Raw genomic sequence first — 17,901 nt, 5'->3', positions numbered from 1 at the left:
GCCTGGGTCACTCCCTGATCCCGAATCGGTGGTGCAGGCGGCGCAGCCCAGCCGGGGCCCACCAGTTCCAACGGCCGAGGACGGTCATCGTGGCGGGGACGAGGAGCATGCGGACGATCGTGGCGTCGATGGCCACCGCGGCGACGAGGGCGACCCCCATCTGCTTGATGATGAGGATGTCACCGGCGATGAACCCGGCGAACACGATGATGATGAGCAGCGCGGCCGAGGTGATGATCCGGCCCGTCCGCTGCAGGCCGAGGGAGACCGCCCGGTCGCTCTGCGCACCTGCGTGGTACTCCTCGGTGATGCGGGACAGCAGGAAGACCTCGTAGTCCATCGACAGGCCGAAGCCGAAGGCGAGCACGAGGAAGGGCACCATCGACTCGACCGCCCCGACGGACGTGAAGCCGAGCAGCCCCTCGAGGTTCCCGTCCTGGAAGATCCAGACGACGACCCCGAGCGCGGCGCCGAGGGAGATGACGTTGAGGAGCAGGGCCTTGGCCGGGATGACGACCGAGCCGGTCATGAGGAAGAGCAGGACGAACGTGCCGAGCACGACGAGCCCCACGGCGTAGGGGGCGCGCCGGCTCATCGAGTCGAGGAAGTCGATCTGCCCGGACGCCTGGCCCGTGACCCAGGTCTCGAAGTCGGGCTGCAGGTCGGAGATCGTCGTGACGAGGTCCTGGGCCTCGTCCGAGGTCGGGTGCCCTTCGACGCGGAAGCTCGCGAGCTGGTACTCGCTCCCGAGCGGTCGGACGGCGAAGTCCGTGACCCCCGGCTCGGCACGGAGCGGCTGGAGCGCCGCCGTCACGGCCGCGGTGTCGGCGCTGCGGGCGACAACGGTCACCTCGGGCGCGGCGAGGGCCGGGTAGTCGCTGCGCAGGGTGTCGAAGAAGACCCGTTGCGGCGCGGTCACGGGGAGCAGCTCCGTGCCGGACGCGGTGAGCCGCATGTCGAGCGTCGGCAGCGCCGCTGCGACGAGGACGACCAGGCCGGCGAGGATGACGACGACGGGACGGCGCTGGACGGCGACGGCCAGCCGGGAGAACACGCCGGTGTCCTCGACCGCGCGCGACGCCTTGCGGCCCAGGCGCTTGGCGCCGAGCACCGCAAGAGCCGGCACGAGCGTCACCGCCACGACCATCGCCACGAGCACGACGCTGACGCCCGCGAGGCCGATCGCCCGCATGATCTCCGCCTCGAAGATGAGCAGACCGGACAGGGCGATCGCCACGGTGATGCCCGAGAAGAGGACGGTCCGGCCGGCCGTCGCCACGGTCCGCTCCGAGGCGAGGACGACCTCCTCACGCGTCGCGGTACGGCCCGGCGCGACGGTGGCGAGCTCTTCGCGGAACCGGTTGACGGTGAGCAGGCCGTAGTCGATCGAGAGGCCCAGCCCGAGCAGGGTCACGATGTTGACGACGGTGGCGTCGAGATCGAGGGCGTGCGAGAAGGCGAAGAGGGACAGCAGCGCGCCGCCGATCGAGATGATAGCTCCTGCGATCGGCATGCCAGCGGCGACGAAGCCGCCGAACACGAAGACCATGACGAGGAACGTCAGCGGAAGCGCGATGCCCTCGCCACGGACGAGATCGCGCTCGATCGTGCCGGTGACCGCCTTCAGGACATGGTGGTAGCTGCCCACCGTGCCCGTCGCGCCGGGGAGGGCATCCGCCACCTCCGCCAGATGGGCCTCCACTGCTGACCGCGCCGCGTCGAGCTCGCTGTCCGTGAGCGCCTCGTCGAGGTCGGCGATCGTGAGGAAGCGCCCGGACTCGGTCGTGCCGCCGGCGAGCAGCGGCCGGACCTCGGGGTCGGCGAGCCCGCTGGGCGACAGGAGCGGCGACCGCACCGAGGCGACGCCCGGGATCTCCATGAGGGCCGCCGATGCGGCAGCCGCGCCCGCGACGGCCCGAGAGTCGTCCAGTGGAGCGCCGTCGACCTGGAGCATCACGCCCTCCGACGTGGGCTCGACCGACTCGATGATGTCCCGCGCGGTCTGGGACTGGCCGGGGACCCGGGGCTCACCGGACGTCAGCCGGTTGAAGAGGGACTCCCCTGTGATGCCACCGACCGCGACCGCGAAGGAGACGAGGGCGGCGAGGACCCACCCGACGACCCACCGCAGCGGATGCTGCCCCGTGCTGCGGCCGAGACGGGCGAGGAACGACGGGCGCGCGGACGGGAGCTCGGGCCGGGGCGCCTGCGTCGAGGTGGATCGTTCGCGCACGCCAGATAGCCTTCCACAGTGACCACCGACGACCTCTTCGGTGCCGCCTCCGCGGCCGAGCGCGAGGGCCGGCCGGCCTCGGCGGGCGGGGCCCCACTGGCCGCCCGCATGCGGCCTCGCTCGCTCGATGAGGTCCGTGGCCAGCAGGCGGTGCTGCGCCCGGGCAGCCCCCTGCGGCGCCTCATCGAGGGAAGTGGGGGAGCGGCCGGCCCCCTCTCGGCGATCATCTGGGGCCCACCCGGGACCGGCAAGACGACGCTCGCCCACCTCGTCGCGACGGCGGCGGACCGGCGCTTCGTCGAGCTGTCCGCCGTGACTGCGGGCGTCAAGGACGTCCGCGCCGTGATGGAGTCCGCGATGCGGGAGCGGGACCTGTACGGGCGCCAGACCGTGCTCTTCCTCGACGAGATCCATCGGTTCACGAAGGCGCAGCAGGACGCCCTGCTGCCCGGTGTCGAGAACCGGACGGTCATCCTCGTGGCCGCCACCACGGAGAACCCGTCCTTCAGCGTCATTGCCCCGTTGCTGTCCCGCTCTGTTCTCGTGACGCTGAAACCATTGTCAGACAAGGAGATCCGCCAAGTGGTCGAGTCGGCGCTGTCGGATGAGCGAGGGTTCGCGGGAGCGCACACCCTCGACGCCGACGCCATGGACCACCTGGTCCGGACGTCGGGCGGCGATGCCCGTCGCGCGCTGACGTCTCTCGAGGCCGGGGCCGGGGTCGCCCTCGACGCCCAGCCGGCCGGCCGGAGCGACGACTCGCCCGTGCCCGTCACGCTCGCCCATGTCGAGCAGGCGATCGCGCACGCGGCCGTCCGCTACGACCGGACCGGTGACCAGCACTACGACGTGGCCAGCGCGCTCATCAAGTCCATGCGGGGCAGTGACGTGGATGCGGCCCTGCACTACCTGGCCCGCATGCTCGAGGCCGGCGAGGACCCGCGCTTCATCGCGCGTCGAGTCGTCATCGCGGCGAGCGAGGACATCGGGATGGCTGACCCGACGGCCCTGCAGACAGCGGTTGCGGCCATGCACGCCGTCGCCCAGATCGGGATGCCCGAGGCGCGCATCATCCTCGCGCAGGCTGTGGTCCACAACGCGCTGGCGCCGAAGTCGAACGCCGCCTACAACGGCATCAACGCCGCGGTCGCGGACGTGCGCGCGGGCCGGGGGGGTGCCGTTCCGCCCCACCTGCGAGGCAGCGGCTATGCCGGCGCAGAGCGGCTGGGGCACGGGTCCGGCTACGTCTACTCCCACGACGAGCCGGATGCCGTGGCCAGGCAGCAGTACCTCCCCGATGACCTCCAGGGCCAGACGGCGTACTACGCGCCGACGGACCGCGGTTTCGAGGAGCGGCTGCGGGCCAGGATGGACTGGCTGGACGAGCGGTTGGGGAAGGCGCCTCGGCAGGACGGCTGACGGCTCGTTCGTCGAGAACCCGGCTCAGCGGCATACGGCAGAAGAAGGCGGGGGTTCGCGTGCCCCGGCCGGTGTCGCGGTGGAGCAGCGTGAGGGGCGATTCTCAACGGAAGGACGCCGCGACCGCTTCGAGCCGCTGGCGGTAGGCGGCCCACCACGCCGCATCGCCGGGAGGCAGGTTGGTTGCGGTGCGCCGCAGCCCGACCGCCCCGTCGACGAGCTCGCGGACGATGTCGGCGTGGCCCGCATGCCGGTGCGTCTCGGCGGTCACGTGGACGAGGAGCGTGTGCAGCGTCGGGCGGCGCCGCTCCTCCGGCCACCATGGCACGAGCCCTTGCGCGTCGAGCGGCACCGCGGCCACCGTCGCGTCTGCGTGCGCCCAGACCCGCCGGTAGAGCCCGACGACGACCTCGCGTGGCTCGTCGGCGGTCGCCCACATGTCCGAGTTCGGCTCCGAGTCCTCGTCCAGCCAGCTGAGCGCTTCGGGGAACGGCCGGTCCATGACGAATCCGAAGTAGCCGGACTCGACCCCGGCGAGGTGCTTGACGAGACCGAGCAGGTTGGTGCCGGTCGGGGTCAGCGGACGCCGCACGTCGTAGTCGGACAGGTCGTCGAGCTTCCACAGCACGGCGTCCCGGGCGCGCTGCAGGTAGCCCAGCAACGTCGCCTTGAGGTCATCGTTGGGGCCTCGGTCGTCCGTCGTCATGGACCTAGGCTGCCAGAGCCGAGACAGGCCGCGGGGCGGCGACAACGGATCAACGGTGTATCCCGCTCGTCGGCTAGGGTTAGAGGTCATGGATGTGTGCGAGATGACCCGCCCAGTGGCCTCGGGCCGGCTGGGTGCGCGAGCCGTCCGGTGGGCACGAGCTCTCCGGGGGTCAGCCACGCGCGTGAGCGCGGTCTGACCCCGCCCCGACCTCATCCACCCACATCAGCAAGGACCTCACGATCATGGAAACCGCCGAGATCAGGCGACGCTGGCTCGCCTTCTTCCAGAGCCGGGGTCATACCGTCGTCCCCAGCGCGCCACTGGTGCACGACGACCCCAACCTCCTGTTCGTCAACGCCGGGATGGTGCCGTTCAAGCCCTACTTCCTCGGTCAGGAGACGCCGCCGTACGCCCGTGCGACGAGCGTGCAGAAGTGCGTGCGAACCCTCGACATCGAGGAGGTCGGCAAGACCACGCGTCACGGCACGTTCTTCCAGATGAACGGCAACTTCAGCTTCGGCGACTACTTCAAGGAGGGCGCCATCGAGCTCGCCTGGGAGCTCGTGACGAGGCCACAGCACGACGGTGGCTACGGGTTCGACGAGAAGGACCTGTACGCCTCGGTCTACCACGAGGACGACGAGGCGATCGCGCTCTGGAAGCGGGTCGCCGGGCTCCCCGACGACCGCATCGTGCGCCTCGGTAAGAAGGACAACTACTGGAACATGGGCGTCCCCGGGCCGGGCGGACCATGCTCCGAGATCCTCATCGACCGAGGCCCCGAGTTCGGCGCCGACCGTGACTGGGAGGCGGGGGACCGGTACCTCGAGTTCTGGAACCTCGTGTTCATGCAGGACGACCTGTCCGCGGTCCGGGCCAAGGACGACTTCGACATCGCCGGCCCGCTCCCGAAGCGCAACATCGACACCGGTCTGGGACTCGAGCGCGTCGCCTACCTGCTCCAGGGCGTCGACAACCTCTACGAGATCGACGAGGTGTTCCCGGTCATCGCGGCCGCCGAGGAGCTGTCGGGTCGCCGCTACGGCGCCGACCTCGAGGACGACGTCCGGTTCCGGGTCGTCGCCGACCATGTGCGCTCCGCCCTCATGCTCATCGGCGACGGTGTCACGCCCGGGAACGAGGGCCGTGGCTACGTGCTGCGCCGGCTGATCCGCCGCGCGGTTCGCTCGATGCGGCTGCTCGGCGTGGACGCCCCGACCCTCGAGCACCTGCTGCCCGTGAGCAAGGACCAGATGCGCGCGTCCTACCCCGAGCTCGAGTCCGGCTTCGGCCGGATCAGCCAGGTCGCCTACGCGGAGGAGGACGCGTTCCACCGGACGCTGAGCGCCGGCACGACGATCCTCGACGTCGCGGTGGCCCGGGCCAAGTCCAGCGGGTCGGGGACCCTCGGCGGCAGCGAGGCGTTCCAGCTGCACGACACGTACGGCTTCCCGATCGACCTCACCCTCGAGATGGCGGCCGAGCAGGGCCTCAACGTCGACGAGCCCGGGTTCAGGCGGCTCATGGCCGAGCAGCGCGACCGGGCCAAGGCCGACGCCAAGGCGAAGAAGATGACGCACGCCGACGTGTCCGTCTACCGCCAGCTGGCGGACCAGCTCGGTCGAGAGGTCGAGTTCACCGGCTATGACGAGGTGGTGTCCGAGGCCCGGATCCGTGGGCTCATCCAGGACGGAGCGCTCGTCGAGTCCGCGAGCGCGGGCGACGAGGTCGAGCTCGTGCTCGACCGGACGCCCCTCTATGCCGAGGCCGGTGGGCAGCTTGCCGACCACGGGAGGATCCGCCTCGCCAATGGTGCGCTCATCGAGGTGCGGGACGTCCAGAAGCCGGTGAACGGCCTCATCGTCCATCGCGCGACGGTCCTCGAGGGGGAGGCGGTCACGGGCGCCGAGGCCGAGGCGCTCGTCGACGTGGCCAGGCGTCGGTCCGTGTCCCGCGCGCACACCGCGACGCACATGGTTCACCAGGCGCTCCGCGAGGAGCTCGGCGACGCGGCGACGCAGGCGGGCTCGGAGAACTCTCCTGGCCGGCTGCGCTTCGACTTCAAGGCGCAGAGTCCGGTGCCGCACGAGGCGATGGCCGACATCGAGGCCAAGGTCAACGCCGTCCTGCTCGACGACCTGCCCGTGATGGCCGACGTCATGTCCCTCGACGAGGCCCGGCGGATGGGGGCGTTGGCGCTGTTCGGCGAGAAGTACGGCGACCGGGTCCGGGTCGTGTCCATCGGTGAGTGGTCCAGAGAGCTCTGCGGCGGCACGCACGCCCTGCGGGTCGGCCAGCTCGGCGTCGTCAAGCTCCTCGGGGAGGCGTCGATCGGCTCCGGCGTCCGCCGGGTCGAGGCGCTCGTCGGCTCCGATGCGTACCACTACCTGGCCCGCGAGGCGGCGATCGTCGGCCAGCTCACCGACCAGCTCAAGGTCCGCAAGGAGGAGCTGCCCGACCGGATCGCGATCATCCTGACCAAGCTCAAGGAGGCCGAGAAGGAGATTGCGGCGGTCAAGCACGCCCACGTCCTCGGTGCCGCGCCCGGACTCGTCGCCACGGCTCGCGACTTCGGCGGGGTGACTTTCGTCAGCCACGACGCGGGAGCGGAGGTCACGGCCGACGACCTGCGCGGCCTCGTCCTCGACGTGCGCCGCCGCCTCGGGAACGACCGGCCGTCGCTCGTGTCCATGGCGGGCGTCTCCAACGGCCGGCCCATCGTCATCGTCGCGACCAACGAGCGGGGACGCGAGATCGGTCTCAAGGCCGGTGTCTTCGTCAAGACCGCCGCACAGGTCCTCGGGGGCGGCGGCGGCGGCAAGGACGACATCGCCCAGGGCGGTGGCACCGATCCCTCGAAGGTCTCGACCGCGCTCGGCGCCGTCGAGGAGCAGCTCCGGCAACGAGGCGCGTGACCGTGCCTGCCCGAACCGGTGTGCGAATCGGCGTCGACGTGGGCAACGCTCGCGTCGGCGTCGCCGCCTCCGATCCGTCGGGCACCTTCGCGCACCCCGTCGAGACCCTGCCCCGGGACCAGCGCAGCGGCGCCGATGTCGAGGCGATCGCTGCCCTCGTGACCGCACGGGCCGCCGTCGAGGTGGTCGTCGGCCTCCCGAGGCTGCTGTCCGGCCAGGAGGGCACGGCGGCCCGGATTGCCCGGGATTATGCCGGTCAGCTCGCGGCCAGGGTCACTCCGGTGCCGGTGCGGCTCGTCGACGAGCGCTTGACCACGGTGGCGGCGCACAAGAGACTGCACGACAGCGGTGTGCCGGGTCGGGGACAGCGATCGGTCGTGGACCAGGCTGCCGCCGTGCTGATCCTCCAGTCGGCCCTTGACGCGGAAGCGTTGTCGGGCAGGCCATCGGGTGAGATCGTCTCGCTCGGCAGAGCACGGAAGAAGGAACGTCGACGATGAAGGACCATCTCGAGGCCTCCATCTTCGGCGAGCACGACGAGTCCGCCGACGACAACGGCCACGAACAGGAGGCAGTCCAGCCGACGCCACCGCCGCGGACCCGCCGCGAGGCGAAGGAAGCCGAGCTCGCCGCGCAACGCGCGGCCAAACGGAAGGGCCAGGCCCCCCGCGGCAAGCCGTCCGTGCTGCGCCGCCTGGCCGTCATCGTCCTGGCCCTGGCCATCGTCGGCGGGGGGGTGTTGATCGCCTACACCTACCTGCGCCCAGTCGTCGCGGGGTTCTTCGAGCCGAACGACTACCCCGGTCCGGGCTCGGGCTCGGTCCGCGTCACGGTGGCGCAGGGTGCCGGGGGATCGGCCATCGCGACGGTCCTTGCCGACCAGGACGTCGTCAAGACGACGAAGGCGTTCATCGAGGCGGCGAGCGACGACCCGAAGAGCGCCGGAATCCAGCCCGGTGTCTACGAGATGCGCACCCAGATGAAGGCGACCGACGCGCTCGCCATCCTCGTCGATCCCGCCAACCGAATCGTCACCAAGGTCGTGGTACCGGAGGGCAAGTGGGCCAAGGAGGTCTACCCGATCCTGTCCGATGCCACGGGAATCCCCGTCGCGGAGTATGCCAAGGCGGCCAAGGACGGTGCCGCGCTCGGCCTGCCTCCCTCGGCGAAGGGCAACGTCGAGGGATACCTCTTCCCGGCGAGCTACGAGTTCGAGCCGGACACCACGGCCGTCGACCACCTGCGCAAGATGGTCGCCGAGTCGACGAAGCGCCTCGAGGCGCTGGGGGTCACTCCGGACCGGATGGAGCGCACGATGATCGTGGCGAGCCTCGTCGAGGCGGAAGCGCGTTTCCCGGAAGACCGCCCGAAGGTGGCCCGCGTCGTCGAGAACCGGCTCGCCCAGGACATGCCGCTGCAGTTCGACTCCACGGTCAACTACGCGACCGGCAAACATGGCATCACGACGACGGACGCCGACCGTGCGAGCAAGAGCCCGTACAACACGTACGAGGTGACGGGACTGCCGCCCGGGCCGATCGGGAACCCTGGCGAGAGTGCGATCCAGGCGGCGGCCCAGCCGGCTCAGGGCCCGTGGCTCTACTTCGTCACCGTCGATCCCAGCAAGGGGACGACCAAGTTCGCCGTCACCTGGGAGGAGCACGAGGCCAACGTCGCCGAGTTCCAGGCGTGGTGCCAGGCGAACAAGGGCCAGTGCTGAGCGTGGCGGCCGCCGCGTGAAGTGCGGCGTGTGGGGGTCACCGATCGCGCATTCTCTCTCCCCCGTCCTGCACCGGGCGGCCTACGCCGCGCTGCACATGCGCAACTGGACGTACGAGTCGCGCGAGGTCGACGAGGGTGGGTTCGACGATGCGCTCGCCGGACTCGACCACACCTGGCGCGGACTCTCGTTGACCATGCCGCTCAAGGAGGTGGCTCTCCGCGCGGCTTCGCAGGTCGCGGCGACGGCGGCCGACACGGGCGCCGTCAACACCCTCGTGCGCGGGCCCGTGGGCTGGACGGCCCACAACACGGACGTCCACGGGATCGCGGTCGCCCTCCTCGACGCGGGCTGTCACGACACGACCGACGCGACGATCATCGGCAGCGGCGCCACGGCCCGCTCCGCCGTGGCCGCGCTCGCCTCGTCGGGCACCCGACACATCACCTTCATGGTTCGCACCGGCGCGCGGCCGGAGACGGTCGAGCAGGCGCGTCGCGCGGGTATCTCCGTCTCGGAGGTGCCCATGGGGCAGTGGTCGCGAAGCGACGTCGTCATCAGCACCGTCCCCCCGGCGGCGGTCACCGGACTCGAGGTGTTCCCGCGGTCTGATCGCGACGAGAGCCCGCGCACCGTTCTCGATGTCGTCTACGGCGCCGGGCGCACGCCCCTGCAGACCGCGGCAGCGTCCGCAGGCTGGACCGTGCAGGAGGGCACCGCCATGCTCCTGCACCAGGCGACCGAGCAGGTCTCGCTCATGACTGGCCGTCCGGCACCGATCCAGGCGATGGTCGACGCGCTCGAGCGCGAGCTCGCGTTGCGAAGGCGGCAGCGGCCCGGGGCCGGCGCGTGACCTGGGTCGACTTCCCACCGACTCCGTGGTGGTACGTCGCAGCTCTGTGCACGGCGGGCGGCGTGGTCGGGTGGGTGCTCGGGACGCGTCTCGCGACCCTCGGCTACCGGCTGGACCACGAGACCGGCCCGGGCCCTCGGCCGCCGGTGTGGGCCGTGGCAGCGACCCTCGCGGTGCTCTGGGGCCTGTTCGCGTGGCGGTTCGGCCCGACCGCCGAGTACGCCCTCGCCCCCGCCTACCTCGGTTTCGCCACCGTCGGCGTCGGCCTGGCCTGGGTCGACGCCGACGTCCACCGGCTTCCGCACGGCCTGACGCGACCCGCCTACCCGATGCTCATCGGTCAGCTGGCCCTCGCCTCGTGGGCCTCGGGGGACTGGGCGGCCCTGCGCCGGGCCCTCGTCGCGGGCGCTGTCCTCTGGGGCATCTACTTCCTGCTGGCGCTCGTGGCCGCACTGCTGCGCAGCGGCTTCGGCCTCGGCGACGTCACCCTCGCTGGACTCATCGGCATCGCGACCGGCTACCTCTCGCCGTGGGCGCCGGTCATCGCGACCTACGCGGCGTTCCTGCTCTCCGGTGCCTACGGTCTCGGCCGGATCATCCTGCGGCTGGGGTCCCGCAAGGACCACATCGCCTTCGGCCCGTGGATGCTGGTGGGCGCGCTGCTCGCGCTCCTCGTCGAGATCCGCCCGCTCGTCTGAGGTCAGCCGACGCGGTGGCCACCGCAGTACGGGGTACGTGTGTCCCGTTACGCGTCCCGCCGAGGAGAGGGGTTCACAGCATGACCACGCAGAAGGTCGGCTACTTCGTCGGCAGCCTCGCCAAGGGCTCCATCAACCGCACGCTGTCGAAGGCGCTGCTCCGGGTCGCTCCGCCGCACATGGAGTTCACCGAGATTCCCATCGGCAACCTCCCGCTCTACAGCTACGACTACGACGCCGACTACCCGCCCGAGGGTCGCGCCCTCAAGGAGGCCATCGCCGCCGTCGATGCGGTCCTGTTCGTCTCACCGGAGTACAACCGGTCCATCCCGGGCGCCCTGAAGAACGCGATCGACTGGGCGAGCCGGCCCTGGGGCCAGAACTCCTTCTCCCGGAAGCCGTCAGCCGTCATCGGGGCCTCGATGGGCGCCATCGGGACGGCGGTCGGCCAGCAGAGCCTCAAGCAGGTCATGGCCTTCTGCAACAGCCCGCTCATGAACGCGGTCGAGGCCTACATCCACTTCAAGCCGGAGGACTACGGCGAGGACGGGGAGATCAGGAACCCGGAGCTGGAGTCCTTCCTGCGCATGTACATGCAGGAGTTCCACGAGTTCATCGCGCGCGTCCTCACCGTCCTGCCGCCCGACGAGCTCTGAGCCATCCCGGTTGGCGGGCGCCCCACCGGGCGCCCCTGACACGCGTGGGAGGATCGTCCCATGCTGCGATGGCTGACTGCCGGTGAGTCGCACGGCCCCGCCCTCGTGGCCGTGCTCGAGGGATTGCCGGCGGGTGTCCAGGTGACCGCCAAGAACGTGCAGGACGCGCTCGCGCGCCGGCGACTCGGCTATGGTCGCGGCGCGCGGATGAAGTTCGAGCAGGACGAGGTGGAGTTCCTGGGCGGCCTGCGTCACGGCGTCTCGCTCGGTTCACCCATCGCCATCCGCATCGGCAACAGTGAGTGGCCCAAGTGGACGACGGTCATGAGCCCGGAGCCCGTGAGCGCCGAGGCCCTCGCCGCCGCCGACGACGTCAACGCCGAGAAGGAGCTCGCGCGCAACAAGCCGTTGACGCGGCCGCGGCCCGGTCACGCCGACCTCGTCGGCATGCAGAAGTACGGCCACACCGACGCGCGGCCGGTCCTCGAGCGGGCTTCCGCGCGTGAGACGGCGGCCAGAGTCGCCCTCGGGGAGGTGGCGGCCAGGTTCCTCGAGCAGGCCTACGGCATCCGGCTCGTGTCGCACACCGCGTCCATCGGGACCGCCGCAGACCTGACCGGTGCGACGTTGCCGACCCCGGACGACGTCGAACGCCTCGACGCCGACCCGGTCCGCGCCCTCGAGGCCGATGCATCCGCGGCGATGGTGGCCGAGGTCGACGCGGCCCGCAAGGACGGCGACACGTTGGGCGGTGTCGTCGAGGTGCTCGCCTATGGCCTTCCGCCCGGCCTGGGCTCCCACGTCCACTGGGACCGCAAGCTGGACGCCCGCCTGGCGGCTGCCCTGATGAGCATCCAGGCCATCAAGGGCGTCGAGATCGGCGACGGCTTCGAGACGGCGCGCCGCCGAGGCTCGCAGGCTCACGACGAGATCGACCTGATCGACGGGGTCATCAGCAGGCGCACCGGTCGAGCCGGCGGCACCGAGGGGGGCATGTCGACGGGCGAGCCGCTCCGGGTACGCGCCGCGATGAAGCCGATCAGCACCGTCCCTCGGGCGCTCGCGACGGTCGACATCGCGACGGGCGAGGCTGCCACGGCCATCCATCAGCGTTCCGACGTCTGCGCCGTCCCGGCTGCTGGGGTCGTCGCCGAGGCGATGGTGGCCCTGGTCCTCGCGGAGGCCTGCGTCGAGAAGTTCGGCGGCGACTCGGTCACGGAGACGGCCCGCAACCACGACGCATACCTCACGGCGATCCCCGAGAGCCTGCGCACATGGTGACGGCGTCCAACCGTCCGGCCGTCGTCCTCGTCGGGCCGCCTGGCTCGGGCAAGACCACCGTTGGCCGGGTGCTGTCGGCTCGGCTCGGCGCGCCTCTGCACGACACCGACACGGCGATCGAGGAAGCCGCTGGCAAGTCGATCTCGGACATCTTCGTCGACGACGGCGAGCCGGCCTTCCGCAATCTCGAGCGGGCAGAGGTGGCGCGGGCGCTCATGGAAGAGCGGGGTGTGGTCGCCTTGGGGGGCGGAGCCGTGATGGACCCGCAGACGGAGGCAGCCCTGGTCGGCCACGTCGTCGTCTTCCTCGACGTCGCCATCGCCGACGCGAGCAAGCGCATCGGCTTCGACCGCTCGCGTCCTCTGCTCACCGTCAACCCGCGGGCGTCGTGGGTCGCCATGATGAACGCCCGCCGCGCGACCTATGAGCGAGTCGCGACCCACCGCGTCGACACGGCGGGTCGTGATCCCGAGCAGATCGCTGAGGAGATCGCCGGTCTGCTCGAAGGCGTGGAGGCGTGACCCGCCCGGCGCAACCGACCGTGATCCGGGTCGGTGACGACTACGACGTCGTCATCGGCTCGGGCGTCATCGGCCGCATGCCGGACCTGCTGCGCCCGGGCGTCGAGCGCGTGCTCGTCGTCCATCCACCGACGCTGGCCGGCTTGGCGGGGAAGGTGGCCGACGCGCTCACCGACAAGGGGTATGCCGTTGAGCTCGCCGAGGTGCCCGACGCCGAGTCCGCGAAGACGTCCTCGGTCGCCGACTCTCTCTGGGGCCGGCTCGGGCGAGCGGGCTTCACGAGGAGCGACGCGATCGTCGGCCTCGGTGGGGGAACGGTCACCGACCTCGCGGGCTTCGTCGGGGCGACGTGGCTGCGAGGTGTCCGGGTCGTTCAGGTCCCGACCACCCTGCTCGGCATGGTCGATGCTGCGGTCGGCGGCAAGACGGGCATCAACACGGCCGAGGGCAAGAACCTCGTCGGCGCGTTCCATCCACCGGCTGGCGTGCTGTGCGACACCGAGGTCCTGGCGACCCTGCCCGAGGCCGACTTCGCCGGCGGACTGGCGGAGGTCGTCAAGTGCGGCTTCATCGCCGACCCGGTGGTCCTCGAGCTGGTGGCGGCGGACCCGACTGGCGCTCGACGAGCGGACAGCCCGCGTCTCCGCGAGCTCATCGAGCGAGCCGTCCAGGTCAAGGCGGACGTGGTGGCGGTCGACCTCAGGGAGAGCTCGCTCCGGGAGGTCCTCAACTACGGCCACACCTTCGGTCACGCCATCGAGCAGGTCGAGGACTACACGTGGCGCCACGGGGAGGCCATCAGCGTCGGCATGGTGTACGCCGCCGAGCTCGCCCGGCTCTCCGGCCACCTCTCCGGCCCGGAGGGCGATGGGCTGGTGGCGCGGCACCGGACGGTCCTCGAGTCCGTCGGCCTGCCGACGACCTATCGGGGCGACCGGTGGGACGCCCTCCTGACGGCCATGCGGCGGGACAAGAAGTCACGCGGCTCGGTGTTGCGCTTCGTCGTCCTCGACGGCCTGGCACGGCCCACCCGGCTCGTCGGTCCTCCTGATGACCTGCTCCGCGAGGCCTACCGCCTCGTAACGCACGCCTGACCCACACCTCCGCACGATCGAGTGCACAGCTCTGGGGGTCGTCCTTCCCGGAACCCGTTCACTCGATTGGTCGTTGCGGTCAGCCAGCACAGCGGCACATGGCATCTGCTTCTAGACTCCCGCCATGACGGCACCCACGGTCTTCGTCCTCTCGGGACCCAACCTCAACCGGCTCGGCTCGCGCGAGCCGGACGTCTACGGGTCCGACACCCTCGACGACATCCACGCCGCCGTCCAGCGGGAGGCACGGGACCTCGGTCTCATCGCCGACTGCCGCCAGACCAACCACGAGGGAGAGCTCATCGACTGGCTCCACGAGGCGGTCGACGAGCGCGCGGATGTGGTGCTCAACCCGGGAGCGTTCACGCACTACTCGTATGCCGTCCGGGACGCGTGCGCCATCGTGACCACGAGCGGACGGTCGCTCGTCGAGGTCCATCTGTCCAATCCCGCTGCGCGCGAGGGGTTCCGGCACCAGTCGGTCGTCGCTCCCGTCGCGACGGGTACGATCGCCGGGTTCGGCCTCCAGTCCTACCTGCTCGGGCTGCGGGCCCTCGTGTGAGCCGAGGACCACACGGACCGCACAGGCGAGCCTCATGACGTACACCGATACTGCACCCAGGCTGCTGGACAGAGCGGGGCCGACCACCACCTGACGCCCCGGGAAGGAGGGCCGCGATGGACGCGTTCGACGAGCAGGACCACGCGGATGACCGGGGGCTCGCCTTCGACCTGGCCACGCTGCTCGACCGCCGACGGGCCATGACCCTGATGGGCGGCCTGGGCCTGGCGGGCGCGCTCGCGGCATGCACGTCAGCCGACCCCTCGTCGGGCGCGGGCGCCACGACCCCGGGCACGACTTCCACCAGGGCGGCCGCGACGAGTGGACCCACTTCGGCGTCCGGTGGTGGGGACCTCGTCGAGGTGCCGGACGAGACCGCGGGACCGTTCCCCGGAGACGGCTCGAACGGCCAGGACGTTCTCGACGACTCGGGCATCGTGCGCTCGGACATCCGCGGCAGCTTCGGCACCTCGTCGCAGGTGGCGGAGGGTGTCCCGTTGACGATCCGGATCACGGTGAAGGACGCGGAGGCGAGCCAGGCTCTGGTCGGCGCGGCGGTCTACGTGTGGCACTGCGACCGGGACGGCAACTACTCGATGTACTCCAGCGGCTTCGAGGAGGAGAACTACCTTCGCGGCGTCCAGGAGACCGATGCCACGGGGACGGTGACCTTCGGCTCCGTCTATCCGGGCTGCTACCCGGGCCGGTGGCCGCACGTGCACTTCGAGGTCTATGAGCGAGTGGCGGATGCGACGTCGAGCGGTCCGATCGTCAAGACCTCGCAGCTCGCGTTTCCCCAGGCGGCCTGCGAGGCGGTCTACGGCACGAACGGCTACGACGCGAGTCTCCGCAACCTGAACGGGCTCTCGCTCGCGACCGACAACGTCTTCCGTGACGACGGCGCACGCCATCAGCTCGCGACGATGTCGGGCGACAACGACCAGGGGTGGACGGCACACCTGACCATCGGCGTCTGACCGCGGACGCCGGAGACGCAGGGGCTCACGGGGTCAGCGCTTCGGGGAGGGGCTCGGAGTGAAGCACCGTGAGCTCCGACACGGCACGCGTGAGCACGACATAGAGGCGACGCAGGCCGGTCCGCTCGTCCGGTTCGGCCGCTGCGATCGCGGCCGGCTCGACCACGACGACTCGATCGAACTCGAGGCCCTTGGCCACCGTCGCGGGAACCAGCTGGACCGGGTGGTCCGCGTCGTCTCCGTGGTCGACGTCGAGCCGGCCGTGGGCAAGACCGCGTTCGTCGAGGGCTGCGCCGAGTCGGTCGAGGTGGTCGTCCGCGGCGATGACTCCGGTCGATCCGGGCTCGTCCACCCGTTCGGCCAGGATCCCGGCCAGGCGTGCGCCAACGCCGCCCTCGACGACCCGGGAAACGGTGAGCCTGCCCTGGTTGTCGCGGACCGACGTCGGGGGAGTGAGCCCTTCGGAGATGTGGGGCAGCAGCCGGGCGGCGTAGTCGATGACGAGTCCCGGCACACGGAAGCCGCGGTCGAGCTCGACCAGGTCGTGGTCCGGCTTGCCCAGGTGCGCCATCGCCTCGGCCCAGGACGCCGTTGCCCACGGCGTCGTGCCCTGCGCAAGGTCACCGAGCACCGTCGCCGATCCCGTCGAGCACCGGCGACCCACCGCGCGCAGCTGCATGGGGGACAGGTCCTGGGCCTCGTCGAGGATCACGTGGCCCAGGCTCGGCGTGCGCGAGAGGAGGTCGGACAGCTCGTCCAGGAGGACGAGGTCAGCCCGCGACCACCTCGCCGCCCCCTTGGTGCGGGCTGGCCTGTCCCACACCAGCAGCCGCTGCTCCTCGGGCGTCAGGATGTCCGCGGACGCCGCAGCGAGCGCCGCGGCGTCCGAGAAGAGCGAGTGCAGCACGGCGGCGGGATCGAGGGCCGGCCAGACCGAGGCGGCATAGCGCTTGACCGCCGACGACCGGGCCACGGCGTCCTGGACCCGGTCGTCCGGGGCCTCTCCTGAGGCCTCCATGGACAGGAGCACGTGATGGGCCAGCCGTTGCAGCAGGTGGCCCCGCGCGGCCTCGTAGCGGAGGTCGCGCGCCTTGAGCTCGTCCAGGACGTCCTGGACCTCGGAGGCGGGCACCCGCCACTTGCGCACCCCGCGCGGGACGATGAGGGGCTCGCTCGCGGGCCTGACGTGGGACCAGACCGCCCGGGAGAGCACCTCCGCCAGGCGCCCATCGCCCTTGAGCCTCCCGACCTCCACGGGATCCTCGGCGCGCGCGGGGGCGTGGGCGACGAGGGTCTCCATCGTGGCATGGGCAACCCGGACCTCGCCGAGGGAGGGCAGGACGGCCCCGACGTGATCGAGGAAGGCACGGTTGGGTCCGACCACGAGAACGCCTGAGCGGTCCAGCCGCTGACGGAACGAGTAGAGCAGCCAGGCGGCGCGGTGCAGGCCCACGGCCGTCTTGCCCGTGCCCGGCGCTCCTTGGACGCAGATCGTGGTCGCGACGTCGCCACGGACGATCTCGTCCTGTTCCGGTTGGATCGTCGAGACGATGTCGCGCATCGGCCCGGTGCGGGGGCGCTCGATCTCGGCTGCCAGCAGGGCACTGCGCCCATCACGGGAGACCTCGTCGCCCAGGAGCCACTCGTCCTCGATTGCCGTGAGTCGTCCAGCATGGACGCCGAACCGTCGTCGTCGCACGACGTCCATCGGCTCCGCGCTCGAAGCGCGGTAGAAGCCGGTCGAGATCGGCGCCCGCCAGTCGACGACGAGCGGGTCGCCTGTCGCGTCGGTGACGTGCCGGCGACCGATGTGGAAGTCCTCGGCCGGGCCTCCGCGCGGGCGAGTGTCGATGCGGCCGAAGAAGAGCGTCGTCTCCGGGTCGTCCTGGAGCGAGGCGATGCGCCGCGCCAGCACCCAGCCCAGCACCTCGCCGGAGACGGCATCACTCGCCTTGGACGCGTCGAGCGACTCGGCCGCCTCGCGCATCCTGGCCAGCTCGGCGCGGGCTCGCTCCAGATGCGCCTGCTCGTCTGCGAGTTCGGCGTCGAGCGACGGCACGGAGCGGGCCTTCCTCCAGACGAGCGGTGACGGCGGATTGGCGGGTGGGGGAGCGGAGCCGGACAGCCTACCCGCCGGAGCCCGGCCCGCGCACGCGCGATTGCTCGATCGTCCAGCCGCGCGGCTACACTTGCGCGGCAACTCCTCAGCCAACTCCGCCCACGTCCGTGGGCACCCGCGAGCAGGCGCGCGCGTGAGCGAGCC

The 17,901-nt window shown here is 71.2% G+C and carries 15 protein-coding genes; 12 read left to right on the top strand and 3 right to left on the bottom strand.

What is annotated here, in order from left to right:
- Nucleotides 1-7: 7 nt before the first annotated feature.
- A complete protein-coding gene (locus VJN29_RS10075; RefSeq protein ID WP_324143494.1) occupies nt 8-2,233 on the bottom strand; it encodes an MMPL family transporter in 2,226 nt (741 codons plus the stop codon).
- Nucleotides 2,234-2,251: 18 nt separating this feature from the next.
- Here VJN29_RS10075 and VJN29_RS10070 point away from each other — a divergent pair, with 18 nt between their 5' ends.
- Nucleotides 2,252-3,652 carry a replication-associated recombination protein A gene (locus tag VJN29_RS10070; RefSeq protein ID WP_324143493.1) on the top strand — a complete coding sequence of 467 codons (1,401 nt, stop codon included), beginning with the start codon at nt 2,252-2,254 and terminating at the stop codon, nt 3,650-3,652.
- A 103-nt stretch (nt 3,653-3,755) separates the two neighbouring features.
- Here VJN29_RS10070 and VJN29_RS10065 read toward each other — a convergent pair whose 3' ends face one another.
- Nucleotides 3,756-4,358, bottom strand: coding sequence for a DinB family protein (locus VJN29_RS10065; RefSeq protein ID WP_324143492.1), 603 nt, complete (start codon nt 4,356-4,358; stop codon nt 3,756-3,758).
- 245 nt (nt 4,359-4,603) lie between these two features.
- On the opposite strand from VJN29_RS10065, the gene alaS reads away from it, so the two are divergent.
- The 11 genes from alaS (at nt 4,604) to VJN29_RS10010 (ending at nt 15,638) form a co-directional block, all read left to right on the top strand.
- Nucleotides 4,604-7,276: an alanine--tRNA ligase gene (alaS, locus tag VJN29_RS10060; protein ID WP_324143491.1), complete on the top strand. Its 2,673-nt coding sequence runs from the start codon at nt 4,604-4,606 to the stop codon at nt 7,274-7,276.
- A 2-nt stretch (nt 7,277-7,278) separates the two neighbouring features.
- Nucleotides 7,279-7,776 (top strand): Holliday junction resolvase RuvX, encoded by a 498-nt coding sequence (gene ruvX, locus VJN29_RS10055; protein ID WP_324143490.1) that lies wholly within the window; start codon nt 7,279-7,281, stop codon nt 7,774-7,776.
- On the top strand, nt 7,773-8,996 hold the full coding sequence (gene mltG, locus VJN29_RS10050) for an endolytic transglycosylase MltG (RefSeq protein ID WP_324143489.1): 1,224 nt from the start codon (nt 7,773-7,775) through the stop codon (nt 8,994-8,996). The genes ruvX and mltG overlap by 4 nt, the downstream gene beginning before the upstream one ends.
- A 28-nt stretch (nt 8,997-9,024) precedes the next feature.
- The gene (locus VJN29_RS10045) at nt 9,025-9,849 is read left to right on the top strand and encodes a shikimate dehydrogenase (RefSeq protein ID WP_324143488.1); all 825 of its coding nucleotides are present in this window, start codon (nt 9,025-9,027) and stop codon (nt 9,847-9,849) included.
- On the top strand, nt 9,846-10,547 hold the full coding sequence (locus VJN29_RS10040) for a prepilin peptidase (RefSeq protein WP_324143487.1): 702 nt from the start codon (nt 9,846-9,848) through the stop codon (nt 10,545-10,547). Before VJN29_RS10045 ends, VJN29_RS10040 begins: the two co-directional genes overlap by 4 nt.
- A gap of 80 nt (nt 10,548-10,627) precedes the next feature.
- A complete protein-coding gene (locus VJN29_RS10035; protein WP_324143486.1) occupies nt 10,628-11,203 on the top strand; it encodes an NADPH-dependent FMN reductase in 576 nt (191 codons plus the stop codon).
- A gap of 60 nt (nt 11,204-11,263) precedes the next feature.
- Complete coding sequence (gene aroC / locus VJN29_RS10030) at nt 11,264-12,484, top strand: chorismate synthase (RefSeq protein WP_324143485.1); 1,221 nt, start codon at nt 11,264-11,266, stop codon at nt 12,482-12,484.
- Nucleotides 12,478-13,005, top strand: a complete 528-nt coding sequence (locus VJN29_RS10025; protein ID WP_324143484.1) for a shikimate kinase — start codon at nt 12,478-12,480, stop codon at nt 13,003-13,005. Before aroC ends, VJN29_RS10025 begins: the two co-directional genes overlap by 7 nt.
- Nucleotides 13,006-13,082: 77 nt before the next feature.
- Nucleotides 13,083-14,099, top strand: a complete 1,017-nt coding sequence (aroB, locus tag VJN29_RS10020) for a 3-dehydroquinate synthase (protein ID WP_414654339.1) — start codon at nt 13,083-13,085, stop codon at nt 14,097-14,099.
- 124 nt (nt 14,100-14,223) lie between these two features.
- Nucleotides 14,224-14,661, top strand: a complete 438-nt coding sequence (gene aroQ, locus VJN29_RS10015; protein ID WP_324143482.1) for a type II 3-dehydroquinate dehydratase — start codon at nt 14,224-14,226, stop codon at nt 14,659-14,661.
- 116 nt (nt 14,662-14,777) lie between these two features.
- On the top strand, nt 14,778-15,638 hold the full coding sequence (locus VJN29_RS10010) for an intradiol ring-cleavage dioxygenase (RefSeq protein WP_324143481.1): 861 nt from the start codon (nt 14,778-14,780) through the stop codon (nt 15,636-15,638).
- A gap of 25 nt (nt 15,639-15,663) precedes the next feature.
- Here the strand turns inward: VJN29_RS10010 and VJN29_RS10005 are convergent, their stop codons facing one another.
- Entirely contained in the window at nt 15,664-17,697 is a 2,034-nt protein-coding gene (locus VJN29_RS10005) for an AAA family ATPase (protein WP_324143480.1), read from the bottom strand.
- Between the last annotated feature and the right edge of the window lie 204 nt (nt 17,698-17,901).

Origin of the sequence: Intrasporangium sp., assembly GCF_035280925.1 — a bacterium.
In the GTDB taxonomy this organism is placed as follows: domain Bacteria; phylum Actinomycetota; class Actinomycetes; order Actinomycetales; family Dermatophilaceae; genus Intrasporangium.
Note: the sequence above shows the minus strand (reverse complement) of the source record. Positions and strands in the feature narration are given on the sequence as shown.

Bases quoted from the DNA above. Each gene is read 5' to 3' on its own strand.
- VJN29_RS10065 (WP_324143492.1), bottom strand. From the start codon at position 4,358: ATGACGACGGACGACCGAGGCCCCAACGATGACCTCAAGGCGACGTTG.
- alaS (WP_324143491.1), top strand. From the start codon at position 4,604: ATGGAAACCGCCGAGATCAGGCGACGCTGGCTCGCCTTCTTCCAGAGC.
- mltG (WP_324143489.1), top strand. From the start codon at position 7,773: ATGAAGGACCATCTCGAGGCCTCCATCTTCGGCGAGCACGACGAGTCC.
- VJN29_RS10035 (WP_324143486.1), top strand. From the start codon at position 10,628: ATGACCACGCAGAAGGTCGGCTACTTCGTCGGCAGCCTCGCCAAGGGC.
- aroC (WP_324143485.1), top strand. From the start codon at position 11,264: ATGCTGCGATGGCTGACTGCCGGTGAGTCGCACGGCCCCGCCCTCGTG.
- VJN29_RS10025 (WP_324143484.1), top strand. From the start codon at position 12,478: ATGGTGACGGCGTCCAACCGTCCGGCCGTCGTCCTCGTCGGGCCGCCT.
- aroB (WP_414654339.1), top strand. From the start codon at position 13,083: ATGCCGGACCTGCTGCGCCCGGGCGTCGAGCGCGTGCTCGTCGTCCAT.
- aroQ (WP_324143482.1), top strand. From the start codon at position 14,224: ATGACGGCACCCACGGTCTTCGTCCTCTCGGGACCCAACCTCAACCGG.
- VJN29_RS10010 (WP_324143481.1), top strand. From the start codon at position 14,778: ATGGACGCGTTCGACGAGCAGGACCACGCGGATGACCGGGGGCTCGCC.